This window comes from Paenibacillus shunpengii, assembly GCF_042684905.1.
Lineage (GTDB): Bacteria > Bacillota > Bacilli > Paenibacillales > Paenibacillaceae > Paenibacillus > Paenibacillus shunpengii.
The window spans coordinates 67,834-88,960 of record NZ_JBHUMJ010000007.1 but is presented as its reverse complement, the minus strand read 5'-3'; the positions used below and the strand labels follow the sequence as shown (position 1 = coordinate 88,960).

Here is a 21,127-nt window from a genome sequence, read left to right as displayed (position 1 = left end):
TTTCTGTGTTATTTCAGCTCCGTCATCTTCACGCCGTCCATATCATCAAAGGTTTGATTCTCTCCAGCCATAGCCCAGCAGAACGTGTAATTGCTCGTTCCTACACCGCTATGGATCGACCAGCTCGGTGAGATAACAGCCTGACCCTGACGAACAACCAGATGTCTCGTTTCTTCAGGCTCACCCATCATATGGAATACGACTCCATCCTCCGGAAGGTTGAAGTACAAGTACACTTCAGAACGACGATTATGTGTATGCGCAGGCATCGTATTCCACATGTTCCCCGGATCAAGCTCTGTAATTCCCATGACCAGCTGACAGCTCTTGATTCCGCCTTCATGAATGTATTTATATATGGTTCTTTCATTCGAGGTTTGAATACTGCCTAAGTGAGCCGGCGTAGCCTCCTGCTGTGTTGCCTTCGTTGTCGGGTAAGCATGATGGGCAGGTGTGGATACAAAATAAAACTGTGGAGCTTCTCCTGAGCCTGAATGGAAGATCACTTCCTTCACACCAAGGCCGATATACAGACACTCCTTGCTTCCAATCTCATACCGTACCCCATCGGCAGATACCGTTCCATGACCACCGATGTTAATGATACCGATTTCACGACGAGCCAGGAAAAAATCCGTCCCAATATCCTTCAAATTCACTTCCAGCTTGATATCTTGAGACTCTGGCACCGCAGATCCTACGATGTAGCGATCCACATGAGAATATACGGTAACAAGTTCATCTTTGGCAAATAAGTGATCGATCAGAAATTCCTCGCGTAAACGGCTGGTATCATAGTTCTTCACTTCATTGGGATGAGCAGCATAACGGTTTTGCATTTGATATCAATCCTTTCGTATGTCATAGATTATATTAGAAGGAAGTTCATATAGGTTTATTTTAGTTTATTTAAGTCGATTTGTGTACCCTTTATTAATGAAAAATTAAAACTATGTCAAAAAAGCGACCCCTCTCGGGATCGCTTACCATTCAAATCCTATATCCGATTAGTAGCTGCTGTCAGAACGCTCACCTTTTGCAATCGCAACGCCGCCGCTTGTTCCAATACGGGTAGCTCCCGCTTGAATCATCGTTAATGCATCCTCACTGCTGCGGACCCCTCCAGAGGCCTTGACGCCTACATCAGGCCCTACCGTTTTGCGCATGAGCGCGATATCTTCCTTCGTCGCTCCACCTGTAGAGAAGCCCGTGGAAGTCTTCACAAAATCAGCACCGGCTTGTACAGCCAGCTCACATGCACGTACTTTCTCTTCATCCGTTAAGAGACAAGTCTCGATAATGACTTTGGTCAGTGCTTTCCCTTTAGCTGCGTTGACGACAGCTGCGATATCCTCGCGAACGTAATCATCATTGCCATCTTTGAGCGCACTGATGTTAATCACCATATCCACTTCGGTAGCTCCATTATTAATAGCATCCGTTGTTTCGTAAGCTTTCACTACAGAAGTTGTTGCACCGAGAGGAAAACCAATAACAGTGCATACTTTAACCTCAGGAGTGTCTTTCAGCACTTCATAAGCAGCCGCTACAAAAGCCGGATTGACGCATACGGATGCAAACCCGTAAGTCTTTGCTTCCTCTGCCAGCTTGATAATATCCTCTTTGCGGGCATCTGCCTTAAGCAGTGTATGATCAACCAAAGGAGAAATTGCTGTTTGATTCATTATTATCGTCCTCACTATTTGTATATTTCTGTTGCTCCACATCTAATCATACCAATACTAACTAGGTTTGCAAAGGCAGGCTAGATCTATTCGTGTGCATGATCAAAAAAAAAGCACCTTGCTCGATGGTTAGAAAGGCAAGGTGCTCATTCATTATAGATTAACTTGCTAAGACTGGTTCACTAATCAGGATCAGTGAGCCACTTGATTGTTCATCATGATCCAAATCGAACCTACAACGATTGTAAGCACGAGCAGGATACCCAGAATCAGACCCATAACGTTCCATTTTGGCTTACCTGCTTCTCCATCACGAATGTGCATGAAGAATAGGAGCTGTACCCCAAACTGCAGTACCGCCATGATCAAAATGATAACCATGTTTACGGTTCTACTGAACATGTCATTCAGAACGACAACAAGCGGAATGATGGTCAGGATAATCGAGATGACATATCCAATGGTGTAAGATTTAAGTGATCCATGCTCCTCATGAGATTCATGTGCATGATTATGCTGTTCCGCCATCTTACATCACCCCCATCAGATAGACGATCGTAAGGAGGAAGATCCATACGACGTCCAAAAAGTGCCAGAATAAGCTTAAGTTCATTACTTTACCACGAATCTCAGGAGTAATTCCGCGCTTCTTCAATTGAAGAAGCAGACCGAACATCCAGAACAGACCAAACGTTACGTGAGCGCCGTGAGTACCAACCAAAGTATAGAAAGCACCGGTGAATGCGCTCGTTGTAATCAGTGCTCCGTGGTGAACCATTTCAGTGAACTCGTAAATTTCAAGACCCAGGAATGTCAGACCCAGTACGGCTGTAACAATCAGCCAGATCGTTAATCCCTTCTTATCTCCGCGGTTCATTGCCAGAATAGCAAGTCCACTCGTGAAGCTGCTCGTCAACAAGACGAATGTGTTGATAATAATGATCGTCATGTTAAACAGATCCGGCCCTTCTGGTCCGCCTGCCGTATTATCCTTCAACACGATATAGGTCGCAAAGAATACAGAGAACAGAATCAAGTCAGAGATTAGGAACAGCCAGAATCCTAAAGTCTTTAGTTCCTGTGGATCATGATGACCATGATCGTGACCGTGATCATCATGATGATTATTTACTGCTGTGTGTGCCATTATACCGACCCCCTCAAGGCTGCTTCGGTACGTCTAACTTCTTCAGCCGGAATGTAATAATCCGTGTCGTACTGGAACGAGCGTGCGAACAGAGTCGCCACCACGCCAAGCAGTCCAGGGATATACATCCACCACCAATCCCATACAAACCCGAAGCCTGCGATAAAGAAGAAGACAGACATCACGATTGGAATACCTGTGTTTTTCGGCATATGAATTGGCTCATATGTTGGCTCAGCTGTTTGCGTTTGATGAGCGCCCGTAGCTTTACGTTGTTTATCCTCCCAAAATTGATCGACAGTATCGACTTTTGGAACGAAAGCAAAGTTATATTCAGGTACCGGAGAAGGAATAGACCATTCGAGTGTACGAGCATCCCATGGATCCGCTCCGACCTTGTTTTCTTTGTATTTTCGAATACCATCTGCAATTTGCAAGAGCTGGAACAAGAAGCCGGCCCCCATCAGGAATGCCCCGACAGAAGATACCACGTTCAGCGTTGCCCAGCCTGTATCCCATCCGTATGTGTACAGACGACGAGTCATACCCATTAGACCGAGTGCGTATTGCGGCATAAATGTGATATAGAAACCAATGTTCCATGTCCAGAATGCCCAATGTCCCCAGCGGTTCGGCAAATTGAATCCGAACAGCTTCGGCCACCAGTAGTACATACCAGCAAAGTAACCGAACACGACACCACCGATCAGAACCTGGTGGAAGTGAGCGATCAAGAAGTAACTGTTATGGAACTGGAAGTCAGCCGGCGCAACGGACAGCATAACGCCTGTCATCCCCCCGATAATAAAGCACGGCAGGAACGCAATGGTCCACATCATTGGAAGCGTAAAACGAATTCGTCCGCGATACATGGTAAACAGCCAGTTAAAGACCTTGACACCCGTAGGTATCGAAATCAACATGGTCGTAATCGCGAAGAATGCATTGACATCGGCGCCTGATCCCATCGTAAAGAAGTGATGGACCCACGTGAAGAAGGACAGTACGCTGATAATCAGCATTGCAAATACCATTGATTTATATCCAAACAATCTCTTTCTTGAGAATGTCGCCACAACCTCGGAGAAGATACCAAAGGCTGGCAGAACAACGATATAAACCTCTGGGTGACCCCACATCCAGATGAGGTTGATATACATCATCGGGTTGCCCCCGAGATCCAGCGTAAAGAAATGTGTTCCTGCAAAACGATCCATGAATAGCAAGAACAAAGTAACCGTCAGAATTGGAAATGCAAACAAAATAATAATATTGGTAGCAAATACGGACCAGGTAAACATCGGCATTTTCATCCAAGTCATGCCTGGAGCACGCATCTTAATGATTGTTACAAGGAAGTTAATCCCTGTGGCGAGGGAACCGATACCGGATATCTGTATCCCCCATATATAGAAGTTCTGTCCTACCCCCGGACTAAATTCGAGCCCTGATAAAGGTGGATAACTGAGCCATCCGGCTGCAGGTGAACCCCCGATTACGAATGAAAGGTTAAACAGCATTGCACCTAGGAAGAACAGCCAGAAGCTGACAGCATTCAGATAAGGGAAAGCGACATCTCGCGCCCCGATCTGAAGAGGTACAACCACATTAAACAGACCGAACATAAATGGCATCGCCATAAACAGAATCATGATCGTTCCGTGTGTAGTAAAGACCTGGTTATAGTGATCCGCATGCAAGAATTCCATACCTGGTAAAGCCAGCTGGAATCTCATCATAAGCGCGTCCACGCCGCCGCGGAACATCATTAGAATCGCGGCCAAGATGTACATGATACCGATTTTTTTGTGGTCAACCGTTGTCAACCAGTTTTTCCAGAGCCAGCCCCATTTTTTAAAATAAGTGAGTCCGACGACAATCGCAAGTGATGCTAGGCCGATAGATACCTGTGCCCCCAAAATAAGGGGATCGCCTGTTACCAAAAACTCTGTCGTCAGGAACTCCCACAAATCACTAAACATGAATGAAGGGCCTCCTTTCGAGCTAATGTTTATTCGTGCGTTGTTGCTTCAGCAGATTCGTCTTGATCCACTACGTATTTAGTAACGATATCGTTAAACAGTCCTTCAGGAAATGCTGAGAAATATTGAACTTCCTCAACACTTGGATCAGAGAGCTGATCATAACCTTCAGCCGTAAGCGGCTGAGAGTTCAGCTTCACTTCGTTAATCCAGTTGTTGTAGTCTTCCTCGGAAACCGCATTTACATCAAATTTCATATCTGTGTAATGCTCTCCAGAGAAGTTAGCTCCTGAACCCATAAAGGTTCCCTGCTCATCGGCTTGAAGATGAAGAACCATGGCCATACCCGACATCGTGTACATTTGTCCGCCAAGTTCCGGAATCCAGAACGAGTTCATCGGTGCATCCGAAGTCAGCTCGAAACGAATCGGTGTATCTTCAGGAATCGTCAGTGTATTTACAGTTGCTACATTCGAATCCGGATACATAAACAACCATTTCCAGTCCAGGGAGGTTACTTGAATCGTAATCGGCTCCTTATCAGACACGAGCGGTTTCGAAGGCTCTGTTGCATACGTATAGCGCACAGTGACTGCACCAAGTACAATAATGATTAGAATAGGAAGTCCCCACCATATCGCCTCGGCAACTGTGCTGTGCGCCCAGTTCGGTGAATATTTCGCTTTGTTTCCAGGTGTGTCACGATATTTCCATACAATAACACCAACCAGTATTAATGTAGGTACAATGATGATCGCACACAAAATGGTTGAAATTATGATCAAATCCCTTTGTGCCTCGCCGATCGGTCCACTTGGATCGAGTACAACGTATTTTCCGTTCTCATCTGCAAACAGTGACCATATCATAACGCCCAAGGTAACCAGCGTAATCACTACTGCAAGAATGATTTTGGAAAGCGATCTAGGTTTTTTATCCATCTTGATCCCCTCTCCTTTAATGCGCAATTACAAACGATGCTATTATCTTCCCCCTAAAGATATCAGAAATTCATGACAATAAAACGGGTGTTAACAAATTTGTCGAATTTGATCACAAATTTTGTGAATTTTTTCTCACAAATGATCTATTTCCTTGCATTCCACAACAAAAAGAGCCTTTGCCACTCAAACCATTTGGGTTTGTCGGCTAAGGCTCTTTACCAAATATACAGCGGTTTGAAACAGTCATTTCCCTCTCCCTCATACGCCTCACTTTATTGATCTTCGGTCTCTTGATCTTTTCTATGGAGATCGAGAAGGCCCATCGCTTTTCCTATAAAGTAAATGTAGACACTACCCACCAAAAAGCCTATGCCTACCATAATTCCCATGTTGCTGTTCGTCAGTGCATGAAGATTAAACAAACAGATGACTACACCTGTAATTAAGGCTACCCAGGCCATTACCGTCATCATGAACACCATGCGTACAGCTCGGTCATCCTTCTCTCGGGCAGCGCTGACACGTGCAGGTTTGTTCACAATCATCGGAAGTCAACTCCTTCTAAATTTTGTAAGTGCTTACTACATTTAATATATCACACTTCAACAAGAATTGTTCACTATTTGTTCAAAATTTAGTCAAAAATATTTCATTATTTTTGAAATTTAAGGTCAATAACCTTATTTTTACAATCCATATCTGGAATTTCTTCATTGACACTTCACATTTCCGACTTATTTTTTGGACACTTTGCTGGTATCTGCACCCTATATAATCCAGAATAAACCTTTATTTTGCCTATATATTTTATAGTTATTGATGAATAGTAAACCGGTGAAAAAGAAAAACCGCTGCAATTAGAATCTGCAGCGGTTTTCGCAATAAATGAGCCTTAGGTTAGCTCTATTTCATTATAAAGGTCTCGTTTCGAGCCAGTTGTTTCTGATCACATTTTGATACCAGTAGAAGCTCTCTTTAGGTGTTCTTACCAGCGAGCGATAATCCACATGTACGAGCCCAAATCTCATACGATACCCCTCTGCCCACTCGAAGTTATCCATCATGGACCAAGCCATGTATCCTTTAACCTGTATACCATCGGTTATAGCACGGTGGATTTGTGCGATGTGCTGCTGCAAATATGAAATACGGCGGAAGTCTTTTACCTGTCCGTTCTCCACTTCATCATTGATGCATGCACCATTTTCCGTAATGTAAATATCGATGTTACCGTACTTCTGCAAATGATGCAGTGCTTCATACAATCCACGGGACTCCACCGGCCAGCCGATATCGGTTTGAACGAGTCCCATATCGATCTGTTCAAATCCGAGTACACCGGCATCCGGATTGTAACGATCCACACTCATGGTATAGTAGTTGATTCCGAGATGATCAATCGGCTGAGAAATGATTTCCATGTCTCCTGGCTTAACGTCTACCTTAGCGCCAGCTTGTTCAAACCAGTCGACCATAAATTGAGGGTATTCCCCCTTGAAGACCGGATCAAGGAACCAGTCCGCAAACCATGCGATATGGCGTTCGCTTGCGGCTTTATCCGCTTCAGACTTACTGTAAGGGACAGCCCATTCCATATTTGGAGCGATACCGATCTTGCCTTCTATACCCAGCTCACGGAACTTCTTAACGGATTTGCCGTGAGCCAGCAGCAGACCATGCCCAACATTTAGTGCTGTTTGCAGATCTCGATTGCCTGGCGCGTGGGCACCCAGTAGGTTGGATAGAAACGCGATACACCATGGCTCATTAAACGTGAGCCAGCTCTTGATCTTACCATTAAACTCACGATACATAATCTCTGAGAACTTCACAAAAGCCTCGACCGTTATATCGCTCTCCCAGCCGCCAGCGTCTTGAAGGGTTTGAGGCAAGTCCCAGTGATACAAGGTACAAAACGGCTCAATACCATTCTCAAGCAGTTTGTCTACGAAGCGGTGGTAATAATCAAGACCCGCTTGGTTGATCTCTCCGTCCCCATCTGGGAGAATACGTGACCAAGATACCGAGAATCGGTAGCTCTGAATACCTAGCTGCTTCATTAGTGCAATATCTTCTTCATAACGATGATAGCTGTCGCAGGCGATATCGCCGTTATCTCCATTAAATACTTTACCTGGTGTTTTAGCGAAGGTATCCCATATGGACGGTCCTCTGCCGTCTTCTGCAGCCGCTCCCTCGATCTGATACGCCGCTGTAGCCGTACCCCATTGAAAATCTTTAGGAAATTGAAAAATTGTCATTTTGAGCTCCCCCAACCCATCAGATTAATTCTGTTTCAAAATATACACTTCAAATTCTAAAACGTTTTCGATTACTTGAAAAAATGAAAGCTAACTGATCTTGATATCAATTAACCCCTTGAATGAAAGTGCTTACACATATTCATAAAAATTATAGTTCATAATCACCCGAAGGTCAATGAGATAACCTAATTACGAGTATAAAAATGGAGCGAAGATTATCAACTAATCTTCGCTCCATTGAGGTGTTACCTTTTAATGTGTGAAATAATTAAAGGTCTTTTCCTGTCCACAATTCTACACGAGCCTTAACCCACTCTGTGTATTGTTTTTCCATTTCTACAGCGCCTGCTTTATCAATCTCTTGCAGCATAGTGTCATAGATTTGGTCAAATTTATCCGGTGTAGATACAATTGCTTCAGGAATACGCTTCTGAATAATGTCTTGTGTCTTCTGGAAAGTTACTTCGTAATCCGTACCCGATGGTACCGGCATATTGTAAGCTGCTCCCCACTCTTTAACTGGGAAATCATCCTTAGATGGGAACAGATCCTTCCATGTGTCTACACCATATCCAGCAAGTGTTTCCTTCTCAACTTCGTTGTAATTTTTGATAATCTCTTCTGGGAAGTTTGTTGTGTAATAGTTGCCGGATGGATCTTTCACTCCGTCACCATAGCGTGCACTAAATATGCTGTAAAGACCGATTCCTGTTTCTTTTGTAAAGTTTGAGTTGTCATTGTTCTTGCGTTCCTGAACATCAGCTGGGATCTTACGAACCCCATCTTCTACAACATAATGTTCTCCTTCAATTCCCCAGTTACGGAGCACTTGAGCTTCATCAGATGCAAGCCAGTCAAGGAATTTGATTGTACGTACAGGGTCTTCATTACTTACTGTAATACCAATACCATAAGCATCAAGTCCAGTGTCCTGGAAGTCAGCACGCTTATATGTCTCATCAAGAGTTACTGGGTAATGACCATAAGTCTCATCATATTTACCGGCTGATTTCAGAGCATTCTCAGCATCGCCATATGCCCAGTCTTGGTCAATCAGACCAAGTACACGACCACTTGCGATTTTCGCTTTGTATTGGTCATCTTTTTGAATAAAGCTGTCTTTATCAAGAAGACCTTCATTGTACATTTTATTCAACCAGCGGAAATATTCTTTCTCTTCTGGACGTTTGTAATGAAGCATCGCTTCATAAGTTTCGGGATTGATGTAGTATTCGCCGTCGTCAGGAGCACCTGTTGCAGCAAATGCTGGGTTTGTAACTGTAATCATGATTCTCCAGCCATCTGCACTAAGTGTAAGCGGAATCGTTGGCTGTCCATCTTCCGTTGTTGGATGCTTCTTGTAATACTCACGCAGAGCATTCTCGAAATCTTCCAATGTTTTTATCTCAGGGTATCCAAGTTCTTTAACTACTTTATGCTGAAGGTTGAAACCGCCGCCTGCATCAAAGTTAGTTTGCCCAACACCCGCATTCGTTGGAATAGCATAGATTGCTGGATCCTCATTGCTGTATTTCAGTCGGTCCATTTGACCTTCATATAGCTTCTTCAAATTAGGTGCATGTTCTTCAATCAGATCTGTCATGTCAATCATTGCACCTGCATCAACCAGCTTAGACAGGTTACCTTTAGGGAAAATCAGGTCAGGATATTCTCCACTCGCTGCCATAAGGGCAATCTTGTCATTACCGCCGCCACTGGAAATATCATATTCCGCATTGATCGTAACGCCTGTTTCTTCGATAATTTTCTGTCCAACTGCATCCTGCATCTTATTCCAGTTTGGACTTGCATCCGCACCGAAGAATGTTAATGTGATTGGCTCAGTAGAGTCAGATGTACCTTCTGTTCCTGTGCCTGAACCCTCATTTGTATTTCCGCAGGCAGCAGTAAACAACATTGTGCTTGCAAGCAGCAACATAGCGATTGTCTTTGGCGCTTTGTGCTTCATTTGCTGTAATCCCCCTTAAAAAAATCTTTTATATGCATAACAGGTTTCCCTGTATATACCGATAATGAAAAAAGAAATAACATGAATTATTAAATATTACATATAAAGCGCTTAAATAAAGTAGAAAATGGGTTGATAAGCTAATAATTGTGTTACTTTTGAGGAAAAAAGTTTAATAATTGAGTTTAATCTAAGTTGAGGAGAACGTTTTCGAAACAAGGTAATGTAAGTGCTTTCAATATATTCATTGTATGAAATTCCCTTCAATAAGTCAATCTATTTTTTCATATTATTAATAACTTTTTTCGAATGATATTTGTAGACATTTGGGTCCGTTGATCAACATCAAAGAGCTGCTTTTAAAGGTCATATTTCAGTCAATCCAACTAGGAAGCATAAGCACTTGACCCAGGAATTTTACATATTTCTGTCCGGAGCATCATGTTTAAACGTTTTCGGTTAAATAGTTCTTCATTTTATTAATATTCGATTACTATATATGTAAATATAATTAGATTATCGACTTTAATGTAAATTATTAATAAAAATAGAACAAAGAGACTTATATAGAAATATAAAAGTCTCTTTGTTCTTAACAATTGCGCATTATGAGCTCAGTTTATTTGACCTAATTATTCTGCGGCTGCGTTACTTCCGTTCCACAGCTCTACTCTTTGCTTAATCAGCTCAGTATACTCTGCTTCCATTTCAGTTACGCCAGCTTTGTCCAGCTCAGTCAGCATGGTATCGTACACAGAATCAAACTTGTCTGGTGAAGTCAAGATTGCTTCAGGGATACGTTTTCTGATAATATCTTGTGATTTCTGAAATGCAACACTGTAGCTTGATCCAGATGGTACAGCCATATTATAAGCAGCACCCCATGGTTTTACAGGGAATTCGTCTTCTTTCGGGAACAGGTCCTTGTAAGTCTCAGCTCCGTATTGCTCCAGCGTTTTCTTGTCTGCTTCTGAATAGGAAGCAACAATCTGCTCTGGATAGTTGGCTGTGTAATAATTGCCTGTAGAATCCTTCACGCCGTCACCATAGTGCGGTGCAATATTTCCATACAAGCCAATCCCCGTTTCTTTCGTAAACGGTCCTGCATTGTTGTTCTTCTCACTCAGCACTTCTTCAGGAATGACACGTTGTCCATTCTCATCTACGTTGTAGTGCTCGCCTTCGATACCCCAGTTAATCAGAATTTGACCTTCTTCAGAAGCCAGATAGTCAAAGAACTTGATTGTACGTACTGGATCCGGATTTGATGTAGAGATACCTACGCCCCATCCAGATTGGAAACCTGTGTCTTGGAACGTATGATCCAAGATGTCCTCAGACATCGTTACAGGGAATGTCGCATAAGTTTGGTCATGTTTCCCTTGAGTTTTCAGTGAGTTCTCAGCATCCGCATAACCCCACTCTTGGTCGATCAGACCAAGTACACGACCACTGGCAATTTTGGATTTATACTGATCCGATTTTTGTACAAAGCTTTCTTTATCAATCAGACCCTCGTTATACAGCTTGTTTAACCAGCGGAAGTATTCTCTTTCCTCAGGACGTTTAACATGCAGCATGGCTTCAAAAGTATCTGGATTGATGAAGTATTCACCGTCATCATGCGCTCCTGTTGCCCAGAATGCCGGGTTCGTTACTGTAATTTGAATTCTCCAGTCGTCTGCATCCAGCGTCAATGGAATAGTAGGCTGTCCATCTGTTGTCGGATGAAGCTTCATATAATCCTTCAAGGCTTTCTCGAAATCTTCTGTTGTACGAATTTCAGGATATTCCAGTTCTTCAAGCACACGGTGCTGCAGCTTGAATCCACCTGTCGCATCAAAATACTGTTGACCTACACCTGCATAGGTTGGGAGCACATAGATGGATTCATCTTCAGTGCTGTACTTCAAGCGATCCCAGTACTCTCCATATAGAGCTTTAATGTTAGGTGCGTATTCCTCAATAAGGTCTGTCAGGTCGATCAAGGCACCTGCATCGACAAGCTTATTCACTTCACCTTTGGCAGAAATGATATCTGGATACTCACCGCTCGCTGCCATAAGTGCAACCCGGTCTTGTCCTCCGCCCGTTACAGCAAACTCACCATTCAGAGTTACGCCTGTAGCTTCTGTAATTTTCTTACCAACCGCATCCTGCATTTGATTCCAGTTTGGTGATGCATCAGCACTGAAGAAATCGAATGTAATTGGTGAAGTATCATTACTTGTATCCTCATATTCACCACTGCCATTGCTTCCGCCGCCGCATCCTGCCGCCAGAAGAGACATTCCAAGTAAAGATACAATTGCAAATTTCGTTGTTTTGCTAGGCATATCAAAGTTCCTCCCCAATTGATTACGCAATATCTTTTTGATCCAATCCAACAAGTTATATTTGTCTCTATTTGTCTCTATCTCTATCTTTTCTAATAGAAGGGAATCAATTTCATAAAATCTCTGTGTAATTATGAAATTGATTCCACGAATGAGTATCACTTACGGTTTAACGGCTACGATCACTATGATTCTAGAGTTCATATTGTTCGTTTCTTGTCTTCAAGCTATCCAATTGAATGAAATTAGGCTTTAACTGCACCCAGTGTCATACCGCCAACGAAGTACTTCTGAAGGAACGGATAGACCACAAGGATCGGAACAGTAACGACAATAGTGATTGCCATCCGGATGGATTCCGGTGAAATATTGGCCATTTGCTGTGCCATATCATTCGCATTAACTGTAGAGCCACTGCCTTGCTGTGTACTTTGAAGGACCTTCATAAGCTCGTATTGAAGGGTCGTGAGCTCCGGCTTTGAACCATTGTACAAGTAAGTATCAAACCAGGAGTTCCACTGTCCAACGGCCAGGAACAATGCAATTGTCGCAAGTACCGGCTTACAGAGCGGAAGAATGATTTTGTAATAAATTTTGAAGTCATTGGCCCCATCGAGCTTGGCCGATTCTTGAAGCGCGTATGGAAGACCATCAATAAAGGACCGAATAACGAATACGTTAAATGCACTGATCAGAGCTGGGAAAATGTAAATCCAGAACGTACCGATCAGGTTAAGATCTCTCATCAAGATGTACCCTGGAATCAAACCACCAGAGAAATACATCGTAAGTGCCAGGAACGTAGACACGAATTTCTTCGCTCTAAAGTCAGGACGAGCGAGTGTGTATGCTACCATGGATGAACTCAAGAGACCAAGCAGGGTTCCGACAATCGTTCTAGCCAGGGATACCTGAGCACCTTGGATCAAGCCGTCATATTGGAAAATCGTTGTGTAATTCTCAAGTGTAAATTCACGAGGCCACAAGTAGATCCCGCCACGAACGGTATCCGTCGATTCATTAAGTGAGATTGCCAGTACGTTCAAGAACGGATACAGCGTCACGATAAGAATTAAGGCCATAACAACATAGTTGGCTACATCAAAAACCTTCTCCGAAGTTGTAGCGTTAAATGCTTTGTTAGCTTTTGACACACTTCCTTCCCCCTTTCTACATGATGCTCTCTTTAGTGAATTTCTTGAAGAGTCCGTTTGCAGTGAACAACAGGATTACGCTGACCACAGAGTTGAATATACCTATTGCTGTACCGTATGAGTACCTGCCCATCTGCAAACCGTAATTCAGAGCATAGAGATCGAGTACTTCCGAGTAGTCCGTTACCAAGCTGTTTCCTAGCAAGAATTGTTTCTCGTAACCAATACTGATCAAGTGACCGATCGACATGATGAATAGTACAGAGATAGTAGAACGGATACCAGGCAAAGTGATATGCCACATTTGTCTCCAGCGGCTTGCACCATCGACGCGGGAAGCTTCATACAGCTCCTGATCGATACCTGTAATCGCTGCCAGATAAATAATTGCGTTCCATCCCATTTCCTTCCACAAGTCGGAAGCGGTTACAATGTACCAAAATAGGTTCCCCTGTGCCATAAACTGAATCGGCTCATCAACAATATTAAGTGCGACTAAGATATCATTGATAATACCGCCGTCCGTGGACAGCATTTTCGTTACAATCCCGGCTACAACGACCCAGGATACAAAGTGAGGCAAGTATGATACCGTTTGCACGGTTCTCTTGAAAAATTTGCCGCGAAGCTCATTAAGCAGGATAGCGAAGAATATCGGGAATACGAAACCGACAACTAGTCCCATCAAACTCATGGCTAATGTATTTCTTAGTACAAGGTAGAACCGATCGTCACTGAACAACTCGACGAAATGTTTGAACCCTACCCAATCCTGCTCGAAAAAGCCTTTTGCTGGCTTAAAGTCTTGAAATGCCATGGTCCATCCCCATAGCGGCAGGTAGTTGAATACGAACACCCATGCAACGAAAGGCATGGACATCAGCAGCAAATACTTTTGGTCTTTCACTGTCTTCCAAAAGTTATTAGGCCCTTTCCGCTTCGCTTTCGTAGCGGGTGACTCCTTGGAATCCGTGGAAGCGGGCTGTGTTAGCGTTTCCATGAAATGACCCCTCCTCTGTTTGATAACTTAATGATACTCCAACATTTTGAAGAGAAATACCCAATGGATTTAATATAATTTCATATAAAAATTAGAGGTGTGTCGTCGAATCGTTATATAAAATGTCTAAAAATGAGGGTATTCAAATAAGCTGCTTGAACGACCGTATTTCATGCAAAAACGTTTTTGTTTTCATGAAAAGGCCGCCTAGCCTTGATCCCTGGATTGCTCCCGGTAAGCAGACGGTGACACACCAACATACTTTTTGAATTTACTATGAAAATAATCCACATTTGCATATCCAATGGTAGCAGACACTTGATGGACCTTAAGACCCTCAGACAGCAGCTCCTTCGCCCGCTCCATGCGAACTTTGTCGACAAATACGTTAAAGGATTCTCCTGTGTAATTTTTGAACAGCTTGCCTAAATAGCTGCTATTGTAATTGAAGACTTCGGCAAGCACTTCGAGCTTGAGGTGATCTCCTGGATTTCGTTTAATGAAATCGATCATTTGCTTAATTACCGTATCTTTGCTGTTCCCGCCCAGTTGAGAAATGACTTTTACAAACTGAATATTCAAAGTCTCTAACAGATCGTATAGCGTTGGCTGCCGGTATAAAGCCGCCAGCATAGCCGTATGCTCTGTCGCGATGCTCTTGGCATCTTCATGATTCAAAGACAGCTTATTCAGAGCTATTGCGGCTATTTGAGCCGTAATTTTTTTGATGTCACCTTCGGTAAAACGGCTCTTGGTTACGATCTCTTCTATCTCTGACAATACCCGGGTAAGAAGATCCATGCTTCTAATGTCCAGCGCATAATACAGCTTATCAGCCAGTTCATGTTCATTCATCGTACTTGCCTGTTCAAATTCCTCACCCGGCTCATGCACGTCGGACAGAAGCATTATACTTCTTTCTTTTGCGAAGAATCGCCGCTCAATCGTAATTAATGCCTCACGGTAAGACTGTTCAAGCTCCCGGACACGATCGACAGGGCGGCCCGCAGCAATATATATCATAGCAGCGTAGCGTTTGAGCACCGTTACGATCCCTTCATATAAACGGCGGGCTTCCTCTTTGGACAGCACCGGCTCCCGGAGCAAGATCCCGACATATTTGCCTGCATTAAATACGACTCCGCGCTGTGAGGCATTCAGCATCTCTGCGACTTCCCGTTTCACTTCAGTTAGGAATAAAGTAGAATCGTCATACAGTTCAAGGAGAAGTACTTGATAGCTTGGAGAATGAAGCCCCCATTCCTTCAGCTGCTCATCTTCCCAGACTTGTCCATCAAAGATAATAGACTCAATGAGATGCTCTCTGTAGAACAGCTCTTCGTTTGAGGTCCGCTGCTTGATCTTCTCCTCTTTGTCCAGCATTTTCTTGATTCGTTCCAGTTCTTCTATCATTTCTTCTTCGTCCACCGGCTTAAGCAAATAGCCATCTACGCCGAAGCTGATTGCCTTCTTGGCATAATCAAAATCGGCATGACCGCTTAAGATTAGAAAATGGCCTTTTTTTCCTTCTTCAAACAGCTGTTCTATCACTTCAAGACCTGTCATTCCAGGCATTCGAATATCAAGTATCATCAGATCCGGCTGTAGCTCATGATATTTCTCTACAGCTTCTCTTCCATTAGAAGCCGTATCAATGACTTCATAACCCTGTGCTTCCCAATCAATGATCGTCTTCAGCCCTTCCCTGATCATCGGTTCGTCATCTACAAGTATTACGCTATACATTCAGGCTGCCTCCTTTGGGAACAGTAAAATAAATTTCTGTACCTACTCCATATTCGCTATAAATATTTAATCCGTGCTCTTCGCCATAAGACAATGTTAATCGCTGATGAACATTTCTTAGGCCAATACGGCTTTTTTCTTCCTCATCAGGACCTGCAATGGAAGTAAGTACTTCCGCAAGCCGTTCCTCGGTTATGCCGACGCCATTATCTTTTACGCATATTCTAAGCAGCTTCTCGTCCAAATTTTGAATCTCGACCTCCACTTTAACGCCCTCTTCCTGATTCTCGAGTCCATGTACAATCGCATTCTCAACGAGAGGCTGGATGATCAGCGGAGGGATGTATATTTTATCAGCAGACTTGTCCAGCCGCAATTCGAAATCCAGGCGATCTTCATAACGGAATTTCTGAATCTGCAGATAGGATTGAACAATCTCCATCTCGGCTTTGACCGTTGTAAGTCCACTGCCGATCTCCAAGTTTTTGCGCATCAGCTTTCCGAGCAGCCGAACGATATTCGCGATTTCGACCTCACCTTTAATATGGGCTTTCATCCGTATGGACTCCAGCGCATTAAAGAGAAAATGCGGATTGATCTGGCTTGCCATCATTTTGAGCTTGATTTCCTTCTGAGCGATCTCGAGCCGGTTGTTCTGCTCGCTGGTCTCCACGACTTGAGTCATCAATTGATCAATGCTCGATACCATGGAATTAAATTGTCGTGACAACTGACCTATCTCATCATTTCCGTCAATGTTGGATACGACTTTCAAATCCCCAAGGGCGACCCGGTTGATCTGTCGGCTTAATCCAAGCATGCGCTTTGTCGTTAAGAACGAAATAACGTAGACAAATGCCAGCGCCACCAGCAGCACCAAGCCGATAAAAAGCATACCAATCAGGCTGATCTTGTTCGCATCATTAACGATGCTCTTGTTGGAGAAGACTGAGACAATTTGAAATCCGTTCATGCTGGAAGCGGGAAGCAGCTCATCGACTATAATTTTGGAAGGCTCGTTCTTTACATCCGTATCAATAATCCCCGTCACTTGGCTGCTAAGATTCACTCCAATATCCAGAGAGTCAAAGGTTCGTCCCACCAGGCTTATATCTTTGGCTGCGACAATGTATCCCTGACTGTCTACAATCATTGTGTCAAAGGGTTCCTGGCTTAATATGTTGTTGATCTCATAACGATTAATGAGCACCATCAGCACACCCTGACTTTGATATTCAGGAAAGTGCACCCTTCTGACCAACGCCAGGGCATCTGCCGGATTATCAGGTGTCGACGGAACATAGAACCAACCGATGCTTCTTGCATGAATCGCTTGATCAAACCACCGGGTTTCCTCAATCTGATCCGTCACCGGGATAAACTCCAGATTGTTCACGAGAGTGGGATTATAGGTGAAGAATCGGATCGCAGACAGCTCCCGGTATTGCTGAAGATACTCATTGAACAGATCGAAGGCATGATAGGTCTTTGTCAGTTCGAGGATGCTGGAGTATTCCGTATTCACAACAGTTTCCAGCTCCTTGTTGAACAGCAGGAGATTTGATATATCTGTCGGCACTCTGAGAAATGTGGAAGCCTGATTTTTAATCCGGTCAACGTTGTTTCGAGCTTGCTCTATCGCTTGGTCCATCGCCTGCTGCCGAAAATAATAAGTCACCCCTATACCGATGATCAGCACAGGAATCATGACGACAAGAACGTAACTCATCAGAAGCTTGTGCTTAAGCTTCGTATTATTATTAAGCCGTACAAGCCATGACAGCAAAGGATTCACCCCTATATCTAATTCTAAGCGCTTACACAAAAGAGAGCTTGCTTCACCTATCATATCACAAAAAGACGACCTGCAAAGTGACTAGTTTCGACATAATTCAACAATTACTACTGGTTCTGTCTTCCCGGTAAGACGAGTAGTATATAAAAGATCAATTCCTGCTGGGAGCACGGAATCACACATCCCAAGTGACTTAAGGAGGACATGCCGTGGATATTTTATCTTCCATTATTATGGGGATTATTGAAGGCCTGACTGAATTCTTACCTGTGTCTTCAACCGGACATATGATCCTGACTGCTCACTTGCTTGGCTTATCTACCGATGAGGAAAGTGTAAAAACCTTCGAGGTTGTTGTCCAGCTTGGTGCAGTGCTTGCTGTTGTCGTATTATATTGGCACACCTTTATTGATTTATTCAAAATCAAACCGTTAGACCGCACGGTTCCGCGACTGAACCTGCTCCATATTTTTCTTGCGATGGTGCCTGCTGGTGTTGCCGCCGTGCTCCTGCGCGATGTCATCAAAGCGTACTTGTTCGGACCCGAAACGGTCGTATACAGCTTAGTTGCCGGGGGACTGCTGATGATCGCTGCTGAGAAATGGCACAAAAAGCCCACTGCGGTTACGATCGACGATATTACCTACAAGCAGGCATTTACAATCGGATTATTCCAAATTCTCGCATTATGGCCTGGTTTCTCAAGATCTGGTTCAACGATATCCGGCGGGCTGCTAGCCAGAGTCAGCCATACGGCGGCCGCTGAGTTCACCTTTCTCGTATCTGTACCGATCATGTTTGCTGCAACACTGCTCGATCTCATGAAGAGCGCATCCTACTTAGCTGTCAGCGATATTCCTTATTTTGCAGTCGGACTGATCACCTCTTTTGCTGTAGGTATGCTCGCCATAAGAACCTTTCTTCATTTATTAAAAAGACTCAAGCTGTCTACCTTTGCCTATTATCGTTTTGGACTTGCTCTGGTCATCTTTGTTTTCGTATTGTAAAAAAGCCCTCCCTGCTGTTCAATCGGACAGCAGGGAGGGCACCTCGTCAGGGCATAAAAATCAGCTATTTTACAGCTTAGATTCTAGTGTTTCAAGATATTCCGACACTTGGGCAGGGGTCTTTGCCCATTTACTATGCAGATGAGCAATCTTCTCTCCGTTCTTGAATACGAGCAGGCTTGGAATACCCCGGACCTGGTTCTCGTCAGCCACCGGCATAAGCTTCTCTGCATCTATAGCGTAGAATTCTTTATCTTGATGCTGGTCGATGACATCGCCAATGAATCGGTCCATATTTTTGCAATCCGGGCACCATGTGGTATCAAATTTGATAACGGTCAGCTTATCCCCTTGAATAAGCTCTCTGTATTGTTCTTCTGTTTGTATTCTCTCCATTTTGCAAATTCCTCTCTTATGGTTCTAGTTATATAATATATCAGCTGACCCTTAACGGTGCTGCGTATATAGGTTAGCTTTGGTCATTTCTCGAAGCAGTTCGTATTCCGCCTCTGTGAGCGAAGGGGCCTCTGCTGCACCGATATTCTCAAGCAGCTGAGTACGCGAGCTTGCACCAGGAATGACAGTCGCCACCGCTGGATGATGAAGTGCATAACGAATAGCCGTTTGAGACATGCTTCGCTGTTCACTCACTAAAGGACGAAGCTGATGACGAATATCGGTAATCTGAGCCCCTGAATAATCCAGGAAACCCTTCGCCGCTTTGTCATCTCTGCCATCGGCAAGCGCCCCACTCGCAACCGGTCCTCTCGCAATTACGCTGATTTCATGTTCATCCAGCAGAGGATATACCTCCTCTTCACCACGGCGATCCAGCAGGCTGTATTGGCTCATGACACTGACGATCTGAGCACGCTGAACATACTCTCTGATTACGTTAGGCCGAATCGAGGATATTCCGTAATAACGGATAACGCCTTCCCGCTTCAATTGTTCGAACGCCTCAATCGTTTCTTCCAAGTTATCTTCTAACGTACCTCCGTGCAGCTGGTACAAATCGATATAATCCGTCTTTAATCTTCGCAGGCTCTCTTTGACCGCGGACAGGATGTGCTGTTTGCTTGGATCCCAGGTTAAACCGGACTGTCCGGGGACACGAACGTTCCCTGCCTTGGTAGCCAGAATAATATCCTGTCTGCGGCCTTTCAGTGCACTGCCTACGATTTCTTCATTTCGTCCATCATCATAAATATCCGCTGTATCCAGAAAATTAACGCCGCGATCGAGTGCTTCATGAATAAGCGATACCGCTTGATTCTCATCTGTCCCGAGCGACATGCAGCCTAGTCCAATCTCACTTACAAAAAGATCTGATGAACCGAGTCTGTTCTTCTTCACGGTGCATTTCCCTCCTCTATGACGAAATATCAATGAGATTCTATTGTAGCATGTCCTTAACATTAAACAAAAAATGGACCGGAATCTCCTTCCAGACAGAAGGAAATTCCGGCCTCTTCATATTCTTTATTAATAGTAAGGTGCCATAAACAGATAAACGATAACCCCAGTAATACTTACATAGAGCCAGATCGGCATCGTCCAGCGTGCAATCTTCTTATGCTTCTCCACCTGCATCGTCCAGCCCCATACCAGGGAGAACAAGGCTAGAGGGACGATTACAGCCGCCAGGAAGCTGTGGGTAATCAGAATCGTAAAGTATATAGGGCGAATGATCCCTTCTCCCCCGAACTTGGCAGACTCAGGCGATATATAGTGAAACGTTAAATAGGTTACCAAAAACAATAGTGTGGAAGTAAATGCAGCAAGAATAAAGCCCTTGTGAATTCTAATATTCTTCTTCATGATGGCAATCAGGGCTGCGACCAGAAAAATAAAAGTAAAGCTGTTCAGGACCGCATTGATTCTTGGAAGAATCGTATAATCAAAGCTGATTTCACCACTATAGCCGACGGGACCGAAGAATAGTACCAAAATAATAATATTTGCGATAAGGGAAACGGTTAAAATAATTCCCGCGAAATTCTTTTTGCTCGTCGGGACGTATCCGCCTTCCCCGAGATTTTTGCCCATACTTACGTGTATCCTCCTCTGTGAGTAAATGCTATTTCTAATTATATAC

The 21,127-nt window shown here is 43.8% G+C and carries 18 protein-coding genes; 1 reads left to right on the top strand and 17 read right to left on the bottom strand.

Translation table 11 applies throughout. The features are described 5' to 3' along the window. Positions 1–8: 8 nt before the first annotated feature. From kduI to ACFSVM_RS19715, 14 genes are all read right to left on the bottom strand, one after another. On the bottom strand, positions 9–839 hold the full coding sequence (gene kduI, locus ACFSVM_RS19780; protein ID WP_047913710.1) for a 5-dehydro-4-deoxy-D-glucuronate isomerase: 831 nt from the start codon (positions 837–839) through the stop codon (positions 9–11). Between the two features lie 168 nt (positions 840–1,007). Further along, positions 1,008–1,685, bottom strand: coding sequence for a deoxyribose-phosphate aldolase (gene deoC, locus ACFSVM_RS19775; RefSeq protein ID WP_379264056.1), 678 nt, complete (start codon positions 1,683–1,685; stop codon positions 1,008–1,010). Between the two features lie 192 nt (positions 1,686–1,877). Further along, a complete protein-coding gene (gene cyoD / locus ACFSVM_RS19770) occupies positions 1,878–2,213 on the bottom strand; it encodes a cytochrome o ubiquinol oxidase subunit IV (protein WP_047913708.1) in 336 nt (111 codons plus the stop codon). 1 nt (position 2,214) lies between these two features. Then, positions 2,215–2,832, bottom strand: a complete 618-nt coding sequence (locus ACFSVM_RS19765; RefSeq protein ID WP_047913707.1) for a cytochrome (ubi)quinol oxidase subunit III — start codon at positions 2,830–2,832, stop codon at positions 2,215–2,217. After that, positions 2,832–4,814 carry a cbb3-type cytochrome c oxidase subunit I gene (locus tag ACFSVM_RS19760; protein ID WP_076315354.1) on the bottom strand — a complete coding sequence of 661 codons (1,983 nt, stop codon included), beginning with the start codon at positions 4,812–4,814 and terminating at the stop codon, positions 2,832–2,834. The genes ACFSVM_RS19765 and ACFSVM_RS19760 overlap by 1 nt, the downstream gene beginning before the upstream one ends. Before the next feature lie 29 nt (positions 4,815–4,843). Continuing rightward, the gene (locus tag ACFSVM_RS19755; RefSeq protein WP_076315353.1) at positions 4,844–5,755 is read right to left on the bottom strand and encodes a COX aromatic rich motif-containing protein; all 912 of its coding nucleotides are present in this window, start codon (positions 5,753–5,755) and stop codon (positions 4,844–4,846) included. A 275-nt stretch (positions 5,756–6,030) separates the two neighbouring features. Beyond that, the gene (locus tag ACFSVM_RS19750; RefSeq protein WP_047913704.1) at positions 6,031–6,303 is read right to left on the bottom strand and encodes a hypothetical protein; all 273 of its coding nucleotides are present in this window, start codon (positions 6,301–6,303) and stop codon (positions 6,031–6,033) included. 366 nt (positions 6,304–6,669) lie between these two features. Beyond that, entirely contained in the window at positions 6,670–8,019 is a 1,350-nt protein-coding gene (locus ACFSVM_RS19745; RefSeq protein WP_076315352.1) for a GH1 family beta-glucosidase, read from the bottom strand. Positions 8,020–8,290: 271 nt separating this feature from the next. Further along, complete coding sequence (locus ACFSVM_RS19740; RefSeq protein ID WP_076315351.1) at positions 8,291–9,991, bottom strand: ABC transporter substrate-binding protein; 1,701 nt, start codon at positions 9,989–9,991, stop codon at positions 8,291–8,293. A gap of 632 nt (positions 9,992–10,623) precedes the next feature. Next, a complete protein-coding gene (locus ACFSVM_RS19735; protein ID WP_379264050.1) occupies positions 10,624–12,327 on the bottom strand; it encodes an ABC transporter substrate-binding protein in 1,704 nt (567 codons plus the stop codon). Positions 12,328–12,572: 245 nt separating this feature from the next. Then, the gene (locus ACFSVM_RS19730) at positions 12,573–13,481 is read right to left on the bottom strand and encodes a carbohydrate ABC transporter permease (protein ID WP_076315349.1); all 909 of its coding nucleotides are present in this window, start codon (positions 13,479–13,481) and stop codon (positions 12,573–12,575) included. 16 nt (positions 13,482–13,497) lie between these two features. Beyond that, complete coding sequence (locus tag ACFSVM_RS19725; protein WP_076315348.1) at positions 13,498–14,481, bottom strand: ABC transporter permease; 984 nt, start codon at positions 14,479–14,481, stop codon at positions 13,498–13,500. A 207-nt stretch (positions 14,482–14,688) separates the two neighbouring features. Further along, entirely contained in the window at positions 14,689–16,227 is a 1,539-nt protein-coding gene (locus tag ACFSVM_RS19720; protein ID WP_076315347.1) for a response regulator transcription factor, read from the bottom strand. Then, a complete protein-coding gene (locus tag ACFSVM_RS19715) occupies positions 16,220–17,956 on the bottom strand; it encodes a sensor histidine kinase (RefSeq protein ID WP_379264126.1) in 1,737 nt (578 codons plus the stop codon). Before ACFSVM_RS19715 ends, ACFSVM_RS19720 begins: the two co-directional genes overlap by 8 nt. A 299-nt stretch (positions 17,957–18,255) precedes the next feature. Between ACFSVM_RS19715 and ACFSVM_RS19710 the strand changes: the two genes are divergently transcribed. Then, complete coding sequence (locus tag ACFSVM_RS19710; protein WP_379264124.1) at positions 18,256–19,029, top strand: undecaprenyl-diphosphate phosphatase; 774 nt, start codon at positions 18,256–18,258, stop codon at positions 19,027–19,029. Positions 19,030–19,098: 69 nt separating this feature from the next. Here the strand turns inward: ACFSVM_RS19710 and ACFSVM_RS19705 are convergent, their stop codons facing one another. From ACFSVM_RS19705 to ACFSVM_RS19695, 3 genes are all read right to left on the bottom strand, one after another. Continuing rightward, positions 19,099–19,425 carry a thioredoxin family protein gene (locus ACFSVM_RS19705; protein ID WP_076315345.1) on the bottom strand — a complete coding sequence of 109 codons (327 nt, stop codon included), beginning with the start codon at positions 19,423–19,425 and terminating at the stop codon, positions 19,099–19,101. A 51-nt stretch (positions 19,426–19,476) separates the two neighbouring features. Further along, on the bottom strand, positions 19,477–20,385 hold the full coding sequence (locus ACFSVM_RS19700) for an aldo/keto reductase (RefSeq protein ID WP_379264046.1): 909 nt from the start codon (positions 20,383–20,385) through the stop codon (positions 19,477–19,479). 129 nt (positions 20,386–20,514) lie between these two features. Next, positions 20,515–21,078, bottom strand: a complete 564-nt coding sequence (locus tag ACFSVM_RS19695) for a DUF420 domain-containing protein (protein ID WP_076315343.1) — start codon at positions 21,076–21,078, stop codon at positions 20,515–20,517. Positions 21,079–21,127 lie beyond the last annotated feature (49 nt).